Below are 17,281 nucleotides of genomic sequence, written 5' to 3'. Positions count from 1 at the left end.
CTGGCCCATCCTCAACGGCGACGCCATCACCACCGCACATTGGCAAGCCGAAATGTGGCTCCCCTCCTGGCGCTAACCCCCCTGTTTTCCCACGCGCCTTCCGCGCGCTTTCCCGCAGCTTTTTCCATGCGCTTTCCTTGTAGCGGCGGGCCTTTTCCCGTAGCGGCGGGCCTTTCGCCGTGCCCTGAAGGCGACCTTCACGGCATCTGGGTCCCCGAAGGTCACCGTCAGGGCATGCGCGCGTCGATCCCGATGAGATCGGGGGTGAGGCGCGGGTCCACCGGAAGCCAGCCGCATGCTCTCAAGGGCGCGCGGATTCATGCCCTGAAGGGCGCCTTGAGGGAATCTGACGCCACGATCCCGCCCCTCGCGGTAGGCGGCATGGTGCTGGTGACGCCCCGAAGGTGGCCTTCGCGGCGTCAGATTCCCTCAAGGGCCCCTTCGGGGCATGCGCCCCGAAGCAGAGTCGGCCCGCGAAGGCGACAGCGGCGGCATGCACGCCTAGGACGGCCCCCCCTTCGGGGCACCAGCGCGGACACGAGAAGAGACACGAGCTACGAAGCCCCAGCACATGCCCTCAAGGGCACCTTCAGGGAATCTGACGCCCCAATCCCACCCCTCACCGCGCACGACACGGCGACCCCGACGCCCCGAAGGTGGCCTTCGCGACGTCAGATTCCCTCAAGGGCCCCTTCGGGGCATCACCGACGCAGCCGACCATGATCAACACCGCGATTCGGGCGCCCAGCGCCGTCATGGTGGCCATCAGGCGACAAAGCAACTACCCCCAATTCGGCTTAGCCGGGGAAGGGGGATCCGCCGAAGTAGTCGTCGTCATCGTCCGGGCGCGCGTGGCGGGGGCCCTTCGGCTTCGGGGCGGGCGGGGTGTCGCCGGAGCCGAACACCGGGCGTTCTTCGAAGGACGCGTCCTCGTCATCGGCGGAGGGCCCGGCGGGAGCCGTGGTGCCCGGCCCGATGCTGGTCATGGCGCCGGAGATCCCGCGTGCTTCGAGTACCTCGTCGAAGGTATGGCCCTCTTCGAACTCCTGGTAGACCTCGCGGAACTGGCCGAGGTCGGTCGCCATCGCCTCCTGCACGCGCGGGTGCGCGTACGCCTTGCCCAGCACGACGTCTTCCCAGGTGAACTCGCCGCCGGCGACCAGTTGCTTGATCACGCGCATCGCCGGGACCGCCTTCGGGTCGTCGGCCTGCGCCTTGACGGCCTCGACCTGTTCCTCTGTAGCGACCCTCGGTTCCAGCGGCGGCAGGTTCATCTGGTCGATCTCGTCCTGCAACTCGTCGGAGCGGACGAGCGCTTCGTCGAGCTGGGCCTCGGCTTCCCGCAGTGCGGGGGACTTCCAGGAGTCGTCTTCTTCGCTCACGTCAGATCTTCCCGCTCAGGTGACCGCTGCGTTCCGGCATCTTCTTCGGCACCCTCGGCTTGTCGTGGTCCGGCACGGTGTCCTTGGTGCCAGCCGCCTTGTCCTTGATATCGGTGACGTCGTTCTTGATCGACGTGGCGTCCTTCGCGGCCTCGGTGACCGCGGGCTTCGTGTCGAGCACCCACTGCTTGAGGTCGCCGGCGCTGCGGATCTCCTTGATCTTCGCGAGCTGGGAGCCGATCGTCTTCAGCGAGTCCCACAGCTCGCCGATCTTCTTGATGATGTCCTTGACCATGTCGATGATGTCGACGATCTTCTGGTACAGCTCGAAGGCGTCCCAGATCATCGACGCCGCCGCGATCCACCCCGCCACCGGCACGCACAGCTTGGCCAGCGCCTGCAGGATCTTGTCCACCAGCCGCTTGAGGAGGTCGAGTGCCTTGCCGCACAGCTTCTGCGACTGGTCGGCGAGCGTTTCGAAGCCCTTGCCGATCGTGCTGGCGATCTTCCCTTCGACCGTGAGCCCGATCTTCCAGTACTTGTCGACGTATTCCTTGTGCGCCTGACCGGCGTCGCCCTGCCAGCTCTGGGTGATGATGTCGGCGTTGCCGGTCATCGTCGCCGAGAACTGCTTCATGCTGTTGGCGATGGTCTTCCACGCCTCGGCGTTCTGCTGGATCTTGTTGAAGTCACCGGTGATCGGCATGATCACGGTCTCCACAATGGAGTGTCCGGTGACCTTCTTGAACGCCCAGTCGACGCTGGCGACCTCCCAGCCTGCCTCGTTGACCAGTTCCTGGATGTTCTTGCCGTCCGGCGGTGGCGGCGGCTGCAGCACCTCGATGATCTCGCTGCCGTCGGAAAGCGCACCGGCGGGTTTGGTGGCCTTGAAGTCCTTCGGTTTCGACTCGTCGGACGTGCGGCCGTCGGTCCGCCGCCGCTGACTGTTCTTGTCCGCGGTCTTCTGGTCCTTGAGCGCCTTGTCGTGCTCTTTTTCCTCGGGGCTCTTTTCCTTGCTCTTGGTGCCGCCCGCGCCACGCTTCGCCATGTCGTCCCCCGTTCTCAGCCGGCTGCCGGTGCGCCGGTGTCGAGCCCGCGAGCGAGCTCTTCCAATGCCTTCGCGACGGCTTCGTCGTGCTGCTCGTACGCCTTGCCCGCGTTCTTCACGCCGTCGGCGAGGGAGGTGAGCCGTTCGCGGCCGAACTTGAGCGATTCGTCGTAGAGCGACTGGACCAGGTCGACCGCGGGGTGCAGCACCATCAGCAGGCCGGTGAACCCGGACTTGTCACAGCCGTAGGTGTGCATGTAGTCGGAGATCTTGTCGACCACGCGGTTCATGTTCTGGATGTTCTGGGCATATTCAGCCACTTTGTCCGTATGGACGTCGATACCGCCGCTCATGTGATCCCCTCCCGGGCCGGTTGATGTCTCGGCTTCCGCTCACGAGACCGCGATTATGACAGCCGCGGGCCGTCGCCGGTTCCGTTCCCGGAGAAGATGGTGAGAAATTCGCGTGACCCGGCGGTCCCGCGCCGTGCGATCACCGCTTGCGGGTGGGCACCACGACGAGGTTGCCGTCGGTGCCGTGCAGGATCTCGGTCTCCGCCCCGTAGTAGGCGGCGAGCGCGCCGGGCGTGAGCACTTCGCGCGGTGCCCCGTCGGCGACCACCTCGCCGTCGTGCATGAGCAGCAGCTGGTCGGCGAACTGCGCCGCGAAGGTCAGGTCGTGCAGCGTGGACACCACGGTGGTGCCGTCCTCGCGGCGCAGCCGGTCGACGAGTTCGAGCAGTGCCTGCGCGTGCCCGATGTCGAGCCCGGTGGTGGGCTCGTCGAGCAGCAGCAGCCTGGTCCGCTGCGCGAGCACCCTGGCGAGCACGGTGCGTTGCCGCTCCCCGCCGGAGAGCGTCCGAAGTGGACGGGCGGCGAGCGCGCCGAGGTCGAGCCTCGCCAGTACATCCTCCACTATGGACAGATCCTGGCTGCCTTCCCTTGCCAGCGCGCCGAGGTGCGGGGTGCGGCCGAGCAGGGCGTAATCGGTGACGGTGAGCCCATCCGGCATCGACGGGCTCTGCGGCGAGTAGCCGATTTCCCTGGCTTTTTCCTTGTGGGACAACGACTTCACGTTCGATCCGTGCAGCGTGATCTCACCACCGCCCGGCAGCAGTCCCGCCACCGCCTTCAGCAGCGTCGACTTGCCTGCGCCGTTCGGGCCGACGATCGCCAGCCAGCCGCCCTCGGCCACCGACGCGTCCACACCGGACACCACGGGATCGCCGCCGTAGCCCGCGCTTACCCCCTTCAGCCGGAGCGCGGTCACGACTGCCGTCCACGGGACGAACGCAGCACCAGCACGAAGAACGGCGCGCCCGCGAACGCGGTGACCACGCCGAGCGGCAGCTCGCCGGGCATGATCGTGCGGGCGACGTAGTCGGCGGCGATCAGGAACGCCGCGCCGACGATGAGCGAAAGCGGGATCACCACGCGGTAGCTGGCGCCAGCGAGCATCCGGACGATGTGCGGCACCACGATGCCGACGAAGCCGATGAGCCCGCTCACCGCGACCGCGGCCGCGGTCGCCAGCGAGGCCGCGACGAGCAGCAGGAGCCGGACCCGTCCCGGGTGGACACCCAGCGACGCGGCTTCGGCGTCACCGAGGCTCAGCACGTCGAGCAGCCGCGCGCACAGGCACAGCACGATCGCGGCGAGGGCCACGTACGGCAGCGCGAGCCAGACTTCCTGCCAGCCGCTCACGTTCAGGCCGCCGAGCATCCAGGTGTAGACCTGTTTGATCGTCTCGGTGTTGAGCTGCTGCACGAAGGTCTGGACCGCGGTGAGGAAGGACGCCACCGCGACACCGGCGAGCAGCAGCGTCGCGGTTCCGGTGCGGCCAGCGGACCTGCCGAGCAGCCAGCTCAGCCCGACGCCGCCGAGCGCGCCGGCGAACGCGGCGATCGGCAGCGGTCCCACCACCCAGCCGGTGGTCGATGGCGCGAGCACCACGACGAGCGTGGCCGCCATCCCCGCGCCCGCCGCCGCGCCGAGCAGGTACGGGTCGGCGAGCGGGTTGCGGAACACGCCCTGGAACGCGGCGCCGGACGAGGCCAGCGCCGCGCCGACGAGACCGGCGAGCAGCACGCGCGGCACCCGCAGGGCCCAGACGATCGCGGCCTCCCGTTCGGACAGTGGTGACCTGCCGCCGGTGAGCTGCGCCCAGATCTCGCCGAACACCCGCTGCCAGCCGAGATCGCCCGCACCGAGCAGCACGGCCAGCACGATCACCACGACCAGCACGGCGAGACCGGTCAGCAGCACCGATGGCCGCAGGGTGGTGCGGGCACGCACCTACTTGCCCGCCTTGGTCACCGCGGCGGCGACCGCGCGCACCAGATCGGTGATGCGCGGTCCCCATCGCGACGCGACGTCGTCGTCGAGCGCCACCACGGTGCCGGACTTCACCGCGCTCAGCGTGTTCCAGCCGGGGCGCGCGCCGACCGACTGCGCGTTCTGCCCGCAGCACTTGGTGTCGGAAAGGAAGATCAGCTTCGGGTCGGCCTTGAGGATGCGTTCCGCGGACAGTTGCGGATACCCGCCCGCGGCGTGCGGATCGCCGCCGTCGGCGATGTTCACCAGCCCGAACCGGCTGTAGACACCGCCGATGAAGGTGGCCGAGGTGAGGCTGTAGAACGTCTGGTCCAGCTCGTGGTAGTAGGTGAGCGGGGTGGCGGGTTTCGGCGTGTCCGCGACGATCTTGTCGATGTCGCCGCGCGTCCGCTTGGCGAGGTCCTCGCCTTCGGAAGGATGACCCGTCACCTTGCCGAGCAGGCTGAACTGGGCGAACGCGTCGTCAAGGGTCTTGGCGTCGGAAAGCACGAGCGTCTTCGCGCCGAGCTTGTCCAGCGCGGTGGTGAGCTTGCCGCCCGCGTCGGCGGAGACGATCACCAGGTCCGGCGCGTAACCCCCGATCGCGGCCGGGTCCGGGGTGAGTGCCGACAGCCTGCTGTGCGGCGCGCCTTCGGGGAAGTTCGACTGCGAGTCGACGGCGACGACCTGACGGCCGGCGCCGACGGCGAACAGGGTCTCCGTCGCGGTCGGCGACAGCGACACGATCCGCTGCGGTTCGCGATCGAACTTCAGCGGTGCGCCGCCGGGCGGCGTCACCTCCAGCGGGAAGCCGGTGCCGACTTCGGGCGGGGCGTCGTCGTCCCTGGTGGCGCACCCGCTCAGCACGCTCGCGCCGAGGAGCGCGGCGAGAAGCAGGAGCAGGGGCGCGGTGCGGCGGGACATGATCACCTCGGGTGGTCCGGTGGGGCGCTGGCTGCGCTCGTCAGGACGCTACCCGGCGGCGGCCGGGTGCCGGTCCAGGGTGACGATCGGGTGGCGGTTCCGGTACCCGATCGGTGGCACCGAGGTGATCGGGTGCGCCATCCGGGGTAAGCTCATGCGCGTAACCCGTTAGCGTTACTTAGCGCAACCAAGTAGTCGCGCCCCATCAGGAACGTTGTCGTTCCACGCATCCAGATCGTTACATTCCGCAGCGTAGCGGCATCCCGCACGGGGTGCCGTCGTGTTTCCTGGGTGTTAAAGTCGCGCTAACGACCGGGCCATCGTCGTCCCGTGCGCCACGTCCTTGGGGGATGTCCCGAACACGCACGAAGACGACGAAGGAGGTCCCTGATGATCTTCTCCGCCAATCCAGGCAAAACGGGCCTGTACGACCCGTCCACCGAGCAGGATTCCTGCGGGGTGGCCATGGTGGCCGATGTACGGGGCCGCCGGTCGCACGAGATCGTCACCGACGGTCTCACCGCCCTGACCAACCTCGATCACCGCGGTGCCGCGGGCGCCGAGCCGACCAGCGGTGACGGCGCGGGCATCCTGCTGCAGCTGCCGGACCGGCTGCTGCGCGAGGTCGCCGGGTTCGCACTGCCGCGGCCGGTGCGGGGGCAGCACGCCTACGCGGCGGGCATCGCGTTCCTGCCGACCGATGTCGAGCAGCGCCGCAAGTCGGTCGCGCTGATCGAGCGGATCGCCGACGAGGAAAGCCTCGACGTACTGGGCTGGCGCGAGGTGCCGACCGACGCCGACCAGGCCGACATCGGCCCGACCGCGCGCTCGGTGATGCCGCACTTCGCGATGCTGTTCGTGTCCGGCAAGGCCGACGCGGACGGTGCGCGGCCGACCGGCCTCGAACTGGACCGGCTGACGTTCTGCCTCCGCAAGCGCGCCGAGCACGAAAGCGCGCGCAGCACTCCCGGCGACAACGCGCTCTCCGGTGAGGGCGTCTACTTTCCTTCGCTGTCTTCGCGCACGCTCGTCTACAAGGGAATGGTCACCCCCGAGCAGCTTCCCGCGTTCTTCACCGATCTCACCGACGAACGGCTGGAAAGCGCGATCGCGCTCGTGCACTCGCGGTTCTCCACCAACACGTTCCCGTCGTGGCCGCTGGCGCACCCGTTCCGGTTCGTCGCGCACAACGGGGAGATCAACACGATCCGGGGCAACCGGAACCGGATGCGGGCGCGCGAGGCGCTGCTCGAGTCCGATCTGCTCGCCGGCGATCTCACGCGGCTGTACCCGATCTGCTCGCCGGACGCCTCGGATTCCGCCTCCTTCGACGAGGTGCTGGAACTACTGCACCTCGGTGGCCGGAGCCTGCCGCACTCGGTGCTGATGATGATCCCGGAGGCGTGGGAAAACCACGTCACGATGGACCCGGCGCGCCGCGCCTTCTACCAGTTCCACGCGAGCCTCATGGAGCCGTGGGACGGGCCCGCGTGCGTCACCTTCACCGACGGCACGCTCGTCGGCGCGGTGCTCGACCGCAACGGCCTCCGCCCGGCGAGGTGGTGGCGCACCGCCGACGACAAGGTGGTCCTGGCCAGCGAAGCGGGCGTGCTCGACTTGGCGCCGGAGAAGGTTGTCGCGAAAGGACGGTTGAAGCCGGGGCGGATGTTCCTGGTGGACACCGAAGCGGGCCGGATCGTCGACGACAACGAGGTCAAGGCGGGGCTGGCGAAATCGCTGCCGTACGAGGGTTGGTTGCACGCCGGCCTGTTGCAGATCGCGGATCTCAGCGATCGCGACCACATCGTGCAGAGCCACGACTCGGTGCTGCGGCGCCAGCTTTCCTTCGGCTACTCCGAGGAGGAGCTGAAGATCCTGCTGACCCCGATGTCGGTCAACGGCGCGGAGCCGATCGGCTCGATGGGCACCGACACCCCGCCCGCCGTGCTGTCGAAGCGCTCGCGCCAGCTCTACGACTACTTCAAGCAGGGCTTCGCGCAGGTGACCAACCCGCCGCTGGACGCGATCCGCGAAGAGCTGGTCACCTCGATGAGCCGGATCATGGGCCCGGAGCAGAACCTGCTCGAACCCGGTCCGGCCTCCTGCCGCCACGTCCAGCTGCCCTGCCCGGTCATCGACAACGACGAACTCGCGAAGCTCATCCACATCAACGACGACGGTGATCTGCCAGGGTTTTCCTGCACCGTCTTGAGTGGACTGTACGAAGTGGATGGTGGCGCCGCCGCGCTCGCGGACGCGATCGAGCGCGTCCGCCGCGAGGCGTCCGATGCGATCGCCGCCGGCGCGCGCACGCTCGTGCTGTCCGATCGGGACTCGGATCACCGGATGGCGCCGATCCCGTCGCTGCTGCTCGTCTCCGCGGTGCACCACCACCTGGTGCGCACCAAGGAGCGGCTGCGCGTGGCGCTCGTGGTGGAAAGCGGTGACGCGCGCGAGGTGCACCACGTCGCGCTGCTGCTCGGCTACGGCGCCGCCGCGGTCAACCCGTACCTCGCCTTCGAGTCCATCGAGGACCTGATCAACCAGGGCATGATCACCGGGATCGAGCCCGGCAAGGCGATCCGCAACTACGTCGGCGCGCTCGTCAAGGGCGTGCTGAAGATCATGTCGAAGATGGGCATCTCCACCGTCGGCGCGTACACCGCGGCGCAGGTGTTCGAGTCGCTGGGGCTTTCGCAGGAACTGCTCGACGAGTACTTCACCGGCACCAGCTCGAAACTGGGCGGCGTCGGTCTCGGCGTGCTCGCCGAAGAGGTGGCGCTGCGCCACCGCAGGGCGTACCCGGACAACCCGACCGACCGGGTGCACCGCCGCCTCGACACCGGCGGCGAGTACGCCTACCGGCGCGAGGGCGAGCTGCACCTGTTCACCCCCGAGACGGTCTTCCTGCTGCAGCACGCGAGCAAGACCCGCAAGGACGAGGCGTACCGGGCCTACAGCGACGAGGTGCACCGCCTCGCCCGCGAAGGCGGCGCGCTGCGCGGGCTGTTCAGGTTCCGCACCGGTGAGCGCACGCCGATCCCGGTCGACGAGGTCGAGCCGGTCGAGTCGATCTGCAAGCGGTTCAACACCGGCGCGATGTCGTACGGGTCGATTTCGATGGAGGCGCACCAGACGCTGGCCATCGCGATGAACCGGATCGGCGGCAGGTCGAACACCGGCGAGGGCGGCGAGGACCCGGAACGGCTCTACGACCCCGAGCGGCGGTCCGCGATCAAGCAGGTCGCGAGTGGACGGTTCGGCGTGACGAGTGAGTACCTGGTCAACGCGGACGACATCCAGATCAAGATGGCGCAGGGCGCGAAACCGGGCGAGGGCGGCCAGTTGCCGCCCAACAAGGTGTACCCGTGGATCGCGCGCACCCGGCACTCCACGCCGGGTGTCGGGCTCATCTCCCCGCCGCCGCACCACGACATCTATTCCATCGAGGACCTCGCCCAGCTCATCCACGACCTGAAGAACGCCAACGAGCGCGCCAGGATCCACGTCAAGCTGGTCAGTTCGCTCGGCGTCGGGACCGTCGCGGCGGGAGTGTCCAAAGCGCACGCCGACGTCGTGCTGATCTCCGGGCACGACGGCGGCACCGGCGCGTCGCCGATGAACTCGCTCAAGCACGCGGGCACGCCGTGGGAGATCGGTCTCGCCGAGACCCAACAGACGTTGCTGCTCAACGGGTTGCGCGACCGGATCACGGTGCAGGTGGACGGTGCGATGAAGACCGGCAAGGACGTGGTGGTCGCCGCGCTGCTCGGGGCCGAGGAGTACGGCTTCGCCACCGCGCCGCTCATCGTCACCGGCTGCGTGATGATGCGGGTGTGCCATTTGGACACTTGCCCGGTCGGTGTCGCCACGCAGAGCCCCGAGCTCCGCAAGCGCTACACCGGGCAGGCCGACCACGTGGTCAACTACTTCCGGTTCGTCGCGCAGGAGGTCAGGGAAACGCTGGCGGCGCTGGGCTTCCGCAGCCTCGACGAGGCGATCGGGCGGGCGGACGCGCTCGACACCGACGACGCCATCGAGCACTGGAAGGCGGGCGGGCTCGACCTGGCGCCGATCTTCGAAATGCCTTCAGAGACACCGTACGGCGGCGCGCGGCGGCGCACCAGGGGCCAGGACCACGGGCTCGAACACGCGCTCGACCGCACGCTCATCCAGCTCACGGAGGCCGCGCTGGAGGACGCGCACCCGGTGCGGCTCGAACTGCCGGTGCGCAACGTCAACCGGACCGTCGGCACGCTGCTCGGCTCGGAGATCACCCGCCGCTACGGCGGCGAGGGCCTGCCGGACGGCACGATCCACGTCACGCTCACCGGTTCCGCCGGGCAGTCGCTCGGCGCGTTCCTGCCGCGCGGGGTGACCCTGGACCTCGTCGGCGACGCGAACGACTACGTCGGCAAGGGGCTTTCCGGCGGCCGCGTGATCGTCCGGCCGCATCCCGGCGCTCCGTTCGCCGCGGAGAACCAGGTGATCGGTGGCAACACCATCGGCTACGGCGCGACCTCCGGCGAGATCTTCCTCCGCGGTCAGGTCGGCGAGCGGTTCTGCGTCCGCAACTCCGGCGCGCTCGTCGTGTCCGAGGGCGTCGGCGACCACGCGTTCGAGTACATGACCGGCGGGCACGCGGTGGTGCTCGGCCCGACCGGGCGCAACCTCGCCGCGGGCATGTCCGGCGGCGACGCGTTCGTGCTCGACCTCGACCGCGCGCGGGTCAACGAGGACATGGTCGAGCTGCTCAAGCCGGACACCGCCGATCTCGCGTGGCTGCGCGAGATCGTCGTCCGGCACCACGAACTGACCGGGTCCGCCGTCGCGGCCTCGCTGCTCGGGGACTGGACGCGGCGCTCGGCCGCGTTCACGAAGGTGATGCCGAGGGACTACCGCCGGGTGCTGGAAGCCGCGAGGTCGGCCAAGGCGGAGGGACGCGACGTGGACGAGGCCATCATGGAGGCAGCTAATGGCTGACCCCCGCGGATTCCTGAAGTTCGGGCGCGAGGAGCCGCCGAAGCGGTCCAAAGAGGACCGGCTCGGCGACTGGCGCGAGGTCTACGCCGAGGTGGATCCCGCCGAGCGCAACGAAGAGGTGCGGGAACAGGCGTCGCGGTGCATGGACTGCGGCATCCCGTTCTGCCACTCCGGTGGCGCCGGTTGCCCGCTGGGCAACCTGATCCCGGAGTGGAACGACCTGGTGCGCCGGGGCGACTGGGAGGCGGCGAGCGACCGCCTGCACGCCACGAACAACTTCCCCGAGTTCACCGGGAAGCTGTGCCCGGCGCCGTGCGAGGCGGGGTGCGTGCTGTCGATTTCGCCGCTCTCCGGCGGGCCGGTGGCGATCAAGCGCGTCGAGCAGACGATCGCCGACCAGTCGTGGGAGCGCGGGATCGTGACGCCCCAGGTGTCCGCGGTGTCCTCGGGGCAGCGCGTCGCCGTCGTCGGATCGGGGCCAGCGGGGCTCGCGGCGGCGCAGCAGCTCACCCGTGCCGGGCACGAGGTCACCGTGTTCGAACGCGACGACCGGCTCGGCGGGCTGCTGCGGTACGGCATCCCCGAGTTCAAGATGGAGAAGAAGGCGCTCGACCGCAGGCTCGCGCAGCTCGGCAAGGAGGGCACGCGGTTCGTCACCGGTTGCGAGGTCGGCGTCGACCTGAGCGTCGAGCAGCTGCGCGAGGACTACGACGCGGTGGTGCTCGCGGTCGGCGCGCTGCGCGGGCGCGACGACACGACGACACCGGGGCGGGACCTCGGCGGCGTCCACCTCGCGATGGAGCACCTGGTGCCTGCCAACCGGTTCGTCGAAGGCGACGGGCCGCCGGAGGTCGACGCCGCCGGCAAGCACGTGGTGATCATCGGCGGCGGCGACACCGGGGCCGACTCGTACGGCACGGCGACCCGTCAGGGCGCGCTTTCGGTCACCCAGCTGGACCAGTACCCGGAGCCACCGTCCACCCGGGACGACGACCGCTCGCCGTGGCCGACCTGGCCGTACCTCCTGCGCACCTACCCCGCGCACGAAGAAGCGGGGGAGCGGCGGTTCGCGGTGGCGGTCAAGCGCTTCGTCGGCGACGGTGCCGGGCGGGTGCGCGCGATCGAACTGCAGCGCGTGAGGGTGACGAAGGATCCCGAAACCGGCCGCCGCGAGGTGGTGCCGACGAGCGAGGAGGTCGAGGAACTGCCTGCCGACCTCGTGCTGCTGGCGATCGGCTTCGAAGGCGTCGAGCACATGCCGCTGCTCGACGGGCTGGAACTGAGCCTCACCCGGCGCGGCACGCTTTCGTGCGGTGTGGACTGGCAGACCTCGGCGCCCGGCGTGTTCGTCTGCGGCGACGCGCACCGCGGTGCTTCGCTGGTCGTGTGGGCGATCGCCGAAGGCCGTTCGGTGGCGAACGCGGTGGACGCCTACCTGACCGGCGGCTCGGACCTGCCCGCCCCCGTGCACCCCACCGCCCTCCCGCTCGCCGTGGTCTGACGCCGCACGGGATGCCCCGAAGGTGCCCTTGGGGGCATCCACGTCCCCGAAGGTGCCCTTCGGGGCATGTGCGGCTGGAGCCACCACCTCGCGAAGGGCGAGTTCGCGGCGTTGGATTCCCTGAAGGCGTCCTTCGGGGAATGGGCTGGGATTCGCAGTTCGCGCTTCCTTCTCTCGTGTCTGTGCTCGTGCTCTGCAAGGGGACCTTCAGGGATGTGAATGCCGCGGATGTGGCCTTCACGGGTCCGTTCTGCTCCGGGGTGCATGCCCTGAAGGTGCCTTTGAGGGAATCTGATGCCGCGGAGGGCCCCTTCGGGGCATGTGCGGCTGGAGCCACCATCTCGCGAAGGGCGAGTTCGCGGCGTTGGATTCCCTGAAGGCGTCCTTCGGGGAATGGGCTGGGATTCGCGGTTCGCGCTTCCTTCTCTCGTGTCTGTGCTCGTGCTCTGCAAGGGGACCTTCAGGGATGTGAATGCCGCGGATGTGGCCTTCACGGGTCCGTTCTGCTCCGGGGTGCATGCCCTGAAGGTGCCTTTGAGGGAATCTGATGCCGCGAAGGGCCCCTTCGGGGGATGTGCGAGTGGAGCCACGACCTCGCGAAGGGCGAGTTCGCGGCGTTGGATTCCCTGAAGGCGTCCTTCGGGGAATGGGCTGGGATTCGCAGCTTGCGCCTCCTTCTCTCGTGTCTGTGCTCGTGCTCCGCAAGGGGACCTTCAGGGGCGTGAATGCCGCGGAGGTGGCCTTCACGGGTCCGCTCTGCTCCGGGGAACATGCCCTGAAGGTGCCTTTGAGGGAATCTGATGCCGCGGAGGGCCCCTTCGGGGCATGAGCATCACGATGCTCCGTGCCGTGCGGGGCGAGATTTGCGGCGTTGGATTCCCTGAAGGCGTCCTTCGGGGACCGCGCAAGGCACATTGCTCGTTCAGAGGGCGCGCGTGTAGCGCACTTCGGTGAGGGGCGGGCTGTCGCCGATGGGTTCGGTCCGCACGGTGCCGTCCCAGGTCCAGCCTTGCTTTTCGTAGAACGTCCTCGCGGCGGTGTTGCCGTCGAGGACCCACAGGGTGGCGCGCTCGTGCCCCGCGGCCCGCAGCGCGGTGATGATCCGGTCGTGCAGCAGGGTTCCGGTGCCGCCGCGCCAGTGGGCGGGATGCAGGGAGAGCACGTACAGGGCGCCGAGGTGCCCGTCGGCATCCCGGTCGTGGGACGGCCCGCAGGCACCGAACCCGATGACGGTGTCCCCGTTTTCGGCGACGAACGTCGCCGAGCCCGCGGCCCTCGCGTCGGTGCCGTCGAGCCGGTTCCGCCAATAGCTTTGGCGTGACGGCACGGACATGCCGTCGAGGTAGGCGGCGGGTACCAAGCCGGCGTAGGCGGCTTGCCACGACCGGACGTGGATTTCCCCGATGGCGTCCGCGTCCGCGGGGGTGGCGGGCCTGATCATCATCGGCGCGGTGTGCCCGTTGACCGCGTGCACCGGGAGGTAGCGGGAAAGCGGGACGAGCGCGATCCCGGCGACGGCACCGCACGCGCCGACGATCAGCCACGGCAGCCAGGAGGCGACCGAAAACAGGGCGACGATGCCGGGCGCGGCCACCCCGGCGGCGGTGAAGGCGTATTGGAACGCCGCGAGGTACCGGCCGCGCAGTGGTCTCGGCGCGGCGGCTTCGGCGAGTGCGTTCGCCCTTGCCCCCATGAGGTTGGAAGCGGCGATCAGCACCGTCGTGGCGAGCAGGAAGACCGGCCGCGATTCGGGCGGCACCCACACGGCCACCCCCGAGGCGAGGCACCACAGGACCGCGAGCGCGGCGCCGCAGGCCATCGCCGTGGTGCGGGACAGGCGACGGGTGGCGCGCACCGCGGACGTCGCGGCGAGGCAGCCCACCGCGGTCACCAGCGCCACCATCGCGCCAGGCAGCCAGGACGGCCCGCGCAGGGTTTCCAGCACGTACACCGGAATGCCGACGAGGAAGAAGTCGACCGCGAGCCCGAACAGCGCGCTGACCACGATCAGCGCCAGATAAGGCCGGTTCCGCAACACGTTCAGCGACGCGTGCCCGCTGCGGTGGCAGGTGTGCGGCAGCCGCAGCATGGTGAGCAGCAGCGCCCCCGCGGCGAGGAAGCTGATGGCGTCGGCGGCGACCGCGAGGCGGAAACCGGACGGCCCCGCGCCGGCGAGCAGGGCGCCGACGCAGAGTCCGCCGAGCCCGAACGCCGCCGATCGCACCATGCCGGCGAGCGCGAACGTGTGATCCTTCGGGCCGGGACCCGCGGTGTCCCCGATCAACGCGAACAACGAACTGTAGAAGGCTTGCTGCCCGGCGGCGAGCAGCACCGCGCCGATCAGGACCAGTAGCGGCCCTTCGGCGGCGAAATAGGCGAGCGCCGCGGCGGCCTGGACAAACTGTGCGCAGATCACCACGGCTCTCGGACCGAAACGGTCGACGAACCTTCCCGCTATCGGGGGAATCGCGAGACCCGCGGTGGTACCGATGGTGATGATCGCGCCCGCTTCGCCGATCGGCAATCCGGCTATCCGGGTGGCATAGACGACCGGAAGCGGCAGGAACAATCCGGATCCGAAGTTGTCGATGCCCAAGGCGAGGAGCAACGCCATCCGGTTGCGGCGCGAAGCGCTGTCCGGGGTTCTGGTCTTCACAGCGCTGATGTTCAAGGCAGAGACTCCCCGCTCGCGGCGAAAAACATCCGGCGAAGCACCACGGTGGCACGAGACCGGTGCGAATGCGCGCGCTGTCCACCAGTCGGCGCAGGGGCCGTTAAGTCCTGCGCGGTAAGGGTTTCCTCTAACGGCCCAACTCCGTAACAGCGTTCCCGCGACATCGACGGAGACATTCGGCAGTGCACGATCGACCCACGTCTTCACGGGGGAGAACATGAACCGTGCACGAGAAGAGCTCCTGACCGCCGCCAGGACGCTGATCCTGGGCGCGACGGCCGTTCCGGCGGCCGCCGACCCGAAGCCACCGACCGTGCTCCAGGCGGGGAGTGACTCCGCTCGCGATCGACTACCAGCAGACCGTCAGCGGCAGGTCAACCAAGGAAACACCATCGGGGCAGGAAGGCGTTCCCGGTGCGCCGATCCGCGTCTCCCACCGCTCGGCACTACTCGGGTGCATCAACGTCTGCCCGAATTCTGGACCGCAAGGGTGGTTCGCCACGCCCTTCAAGCCCTACTTCACCGTGTCGTTCAGCGCGGACCCCGAATCGCCGCCGCACGTGCGCGGTCTCGCGCCGTCCTCGGCGGACACCGCGGAGGTGACCGTGCCGCGGGTGGCCATAAGCGATTTCACCGCAGAACATCGGCCGACGAGGCGGGTGTCGCTGTCCGGCTCGCTCGGCTACGGGGATTTCCCGCCGCCCGCACCGGCGATGCGGATCGAGTCCGCGGACTCCCGCGCCGTCTGCGACGGCATTCCCGGTTCCTACCGGGAGTCGGTCAGCCCCGCGGTGTTCGTGCCCTGACGGTGCACGTGCTGGTGGACCGCCGAATCCGGGCCACCGCGGCGCGTCCACTCCATGGGCGCGAAGTCCCCGTGGCCGGTTGTGCGCCGTCCTTCGTATGCTGGGGTGGTGAACTGGACCGTGGACGTCCCCGTCGACACCCTGCCCGAACTGCCGCCCCTGCCGCCGGAGCTGCGGGATCGGCTCGATGCCGCGCTGGCGAAGCCCGCGGCCCAGCAACCGCCGTGGCCGGATGCGGCACTGACCCAGCGCGTGCGCGGCGTGCTGGAAAGCGTGCCGCCGATCACGGTGCCCGCCGAGATCGACCGGCTCAGCGAACGCCTCGCCATGGTCGCCCGTGGTGAGGCGTTCCTCTTGCAGGGCGGTGACTGCGCGGAGACCTTCGAATCCAACACCGAGCCGCACATCAGGGCGAACCTGCGCACGCTCCTGCAGATGGCCGTGGTGCTCACCTACGGCGCGAGCCTGCCGGTGGTCAAGGTCGGCCGGATCGCGGGCCAGTACGCCAAGCCGCGTTCCGCCGCGACGGACGCGCTGGGGCTTCCGGTGTACCGCGGCGACATCGTCAACTCGCTCGTCGCGAAACCGGAACTGCGGGTGCCGGACCCCGGCCGGATGATCCGCGCCTACGCGAACGCGGGCGCCGCGATGAACCTGGTGCGCGCGCTGACCGGCGCCGGGATGGCCGATCTCGCGCAGGTGCACGACTGGAACAAGGACTTCGTGCGCACCTCGCCCGCCGGTGAGCGGTACGAGGCGCTCGCCGCCGAGATCGACCGCGGCCTGCGCTTCATGTCGGCCTGCGGGGTGACCGACACCTCCTTGCACTCCACCGAGATCTTCGCGAGCCACGAGGCGCTGCTGCTCGACTACGAGCGCGCGCTGCTGAGGCTGGACAGCCGTGAGACCGAGAACCCCAAGCTGTACAACCTCTCGTCGCACTTCCTGTGGATCGGGGAGCGGACCCGGCAGCTCGACGGCGCGCACATCGCGTTCGCCGAGTTGCTGTCGAACCCGATCGGCCTCAAGATCGGGCCCACCACGACCCCGGACCAGGCCGTGGAATACGTCGAGCGGCTCGACCCGCGCGGCGAGCCGGGCAGGCTCACGCTGATCTCCAGGATGGGCAACGGGAAGGTCCGCGACGTGCTGCCCGCGATCGTGGAGAAGGTCGAAGCGTCCGGGCACCAGGTGATCTGGCAGTGCGACCCGATGCACGGCAACACGCACGAATCCTCCACCGGGTACAAGACACGGCACTTCGACCGGATCGTCGACGAGGTGCAGGGTTTCTTCGAGGTGCACCGCCAGCTCGGCAGCTACCCCGGCGGCATCCACATCGAACTCACCGGCGAGGACGTCACCGAATGCCTCGGTGGCGCGCAGGACATCTCGGACCTCGACCTGTCCGGCCGGTACGAGACGGCGTGCGATCCCCGCCTGAACACCCAGCAGTCGCTGGAACTGGCGTTCCTGGTCGCGGAAATGCTGCGCGGCTAGCGGTCCTGACGATCCGGTGCGGTCGTCGGCGAAGTGGACCCGGGGCGTTGCGGTCCCTGAAGGATGCTCCTATAGAGGCCGAGGTGAGGTCCGCTGCGCATGCCCTGAAGGTGCCCTTCGGGGAATCTGACGCCGCGAAGGTGACCTTCAG

At 69.2% G+C, this 17,281-nt stretch carries 11 protein-coding genes; 4 read left to right on the top strand and 7 right to left on the bottom strand.

What is annotated here, in order from left to right:
• Positions 1–797: 797 nt before the first annotated feature.
• The 6 genes from ABD256_RS43195 to ABD256_RS43170 all read right to left on the bottom strand — a co-directional run bounded on the left by ABD256_RS43195 (position 798) and on the right by ABD256_RS43170 (position 5,666).
• The gene (locus ABD256_RS43195; RefSeq protein WP_344432054.1) at positions 798–1,382 is read right to left on the bottom strand and encodes a hypothetical protein; all 585 of its coding nucleotides are present in this window, start codon (positions 1,380–1,382) and stop codon (positions 798–800) included.
• A 1-nt stretch (position 1,383) separates the two neighbouring features.
• A complete protein-coding gene (locus ABD256_RS43190) occupies positions 1,384–2,430 on the bottom strand; it encodes a WXG100 family type VII secretion target (RefSeq protein ID WP_344432052.1) in 1,047 nt (348 codons plus the stop codon).
• A 14-nt stretch (positions 2,431–2,444) separates the two neighbouring features.
• Positions 2,445–2,750, bottom strand: a complete 306-nt coding sequence (locus ABD256_RS43185; RefSeq protein ID WP_344432050.1) for a hypothetical protein — start codon at positions 2,748–2,750, stop codon at positions 2,445–2,447.
• Between the two features lie 172 nt (positions 2,751–2,922).
• Positions 2,923–3,699 carry an ABC transporter ATP-binding protein gene (locus ABD256_RS43180; RefSeq protein WP_344432048.1) on the bottom strand — a complete coding sequence of 259 codons (777 nt, stop codon included), beginning with the start codon at positions 3,697–3,699 and terminating at the stop codon, positions 2,923–2,925.
• Positions 3,696–4,724 (bottom strand): FecCD family ABC transporter permease, encoded by a 1,029-nt coding sequence (locus ABD256_RS43175; protein WP_344432046.1) that lies wholly within the window; start codon positions 4,722–4,724, stop codon positions 3,696–3,698. The genes ABD256_RS43180 and ABD256_RS43175 overlap by 4 nt, the downstream gene beginning before the upstream one ends.
• Entirely contained in the window at positions 4,725–5,666 is a 942-nt protein-coding gene (locus ABD256_RS43170; RefSeq protein WP_344432045.1) for an ABC transporter substrate-binding protein, read from the bottom strand. It lies immediately after the preceding gene.
• A gap of 390 nt (positions 5,667–6,056) precedes the next feature.
• Here ABD256_RS43170 and gltB point away from each other — a divergent pair, with 390 nt between their 5' ends.
• Both gltB and ABD256_RS43160 read left to right on the top strand, forming a co-directional pair.
• A complete protein-coding gene (gltB, locus tag ABD256_RS43165; protein WP_344432044.1) occupies positions 6,057–10,649 on the top strand; it encodes a glutamate synthase large subunit in 4,593 nt (1,530 codons plus the stop codon).
• A complete protein-coding gene (locus tag ABD256_RS43160) occupies positions 10,642–12,150 on the top strand; it encodes a glutamate synthase subunit beta (protein WP_344432042.1) in 1,509 nt (502 codons plus the stop codon). The genes gltB and ABD256_RS43160 overlap by 8 nt, the downstream gene beginning before the upstream one ends.
• A gap of 922 nt (positions 12,151–13,072) precedes the next feature.
• Here the strand turns inward: ABD256_RS43160 and ABD256_RS43155 are convergent.
• Positions 13,073–14,806, bottom strand: a complete 1,734-nt coding sequence (locus tag ABD256_RS43155) for an MFS transporter (protein WP_344432040.1) — start codon at positions 14,804–14,806, stop codon at positions 13,073–13,075.
• Between the two features lie 347 nt (positions 14,807–15,153).
• Between ABD256_RS43155 and ABD256_RS43150 the strand changes: the two genes are divergently transcribed.
• Both ABD256_RS43150 and ABD256_RS43145 read left to right on the top strand, forming a co-directional pair.
• Complete coding sequence (locus tag ABD256_RS43150) at positions 15,154–15,630, top strand: hypothetical protein (protein ID WP_344432038.1); 477 nt, start codon at positions 15,154–15,156, stop codon at positions 15,628–15,630.
• Positions 15,631–15,738: 108 nt separating this feature from the next.
• Complete coding sequence (locus ABD256_RS43145; protein ID WP_344432036.1) at positions 15,739–17,130, top strand: class II 3-deoxy-7-phosphoheptulonate synthase; 1,392 nt, start codon at positions 15,739–15,741, stop codon at positions 17,128–17,130.
• Positions 17,131–17,281: the final 151 nt, after the last annotated feature.

The sequence above is a fragment of the Amycolatopsis minnesotensis genome (genome assembly GCF_039529815.1).
Lineage (GTDB): Bacteria > Actinomycetota > Actinomycetes > Mycobacteriales > Pseudonocardiaceae > Amycolatopsis > Amycolatopsis minnesotensis.
The sequence above is the reverse complement of the archived record's forward strand: the minus strand, read 5'-3'. Positions and strand labels throughout refer to the sequence as shown.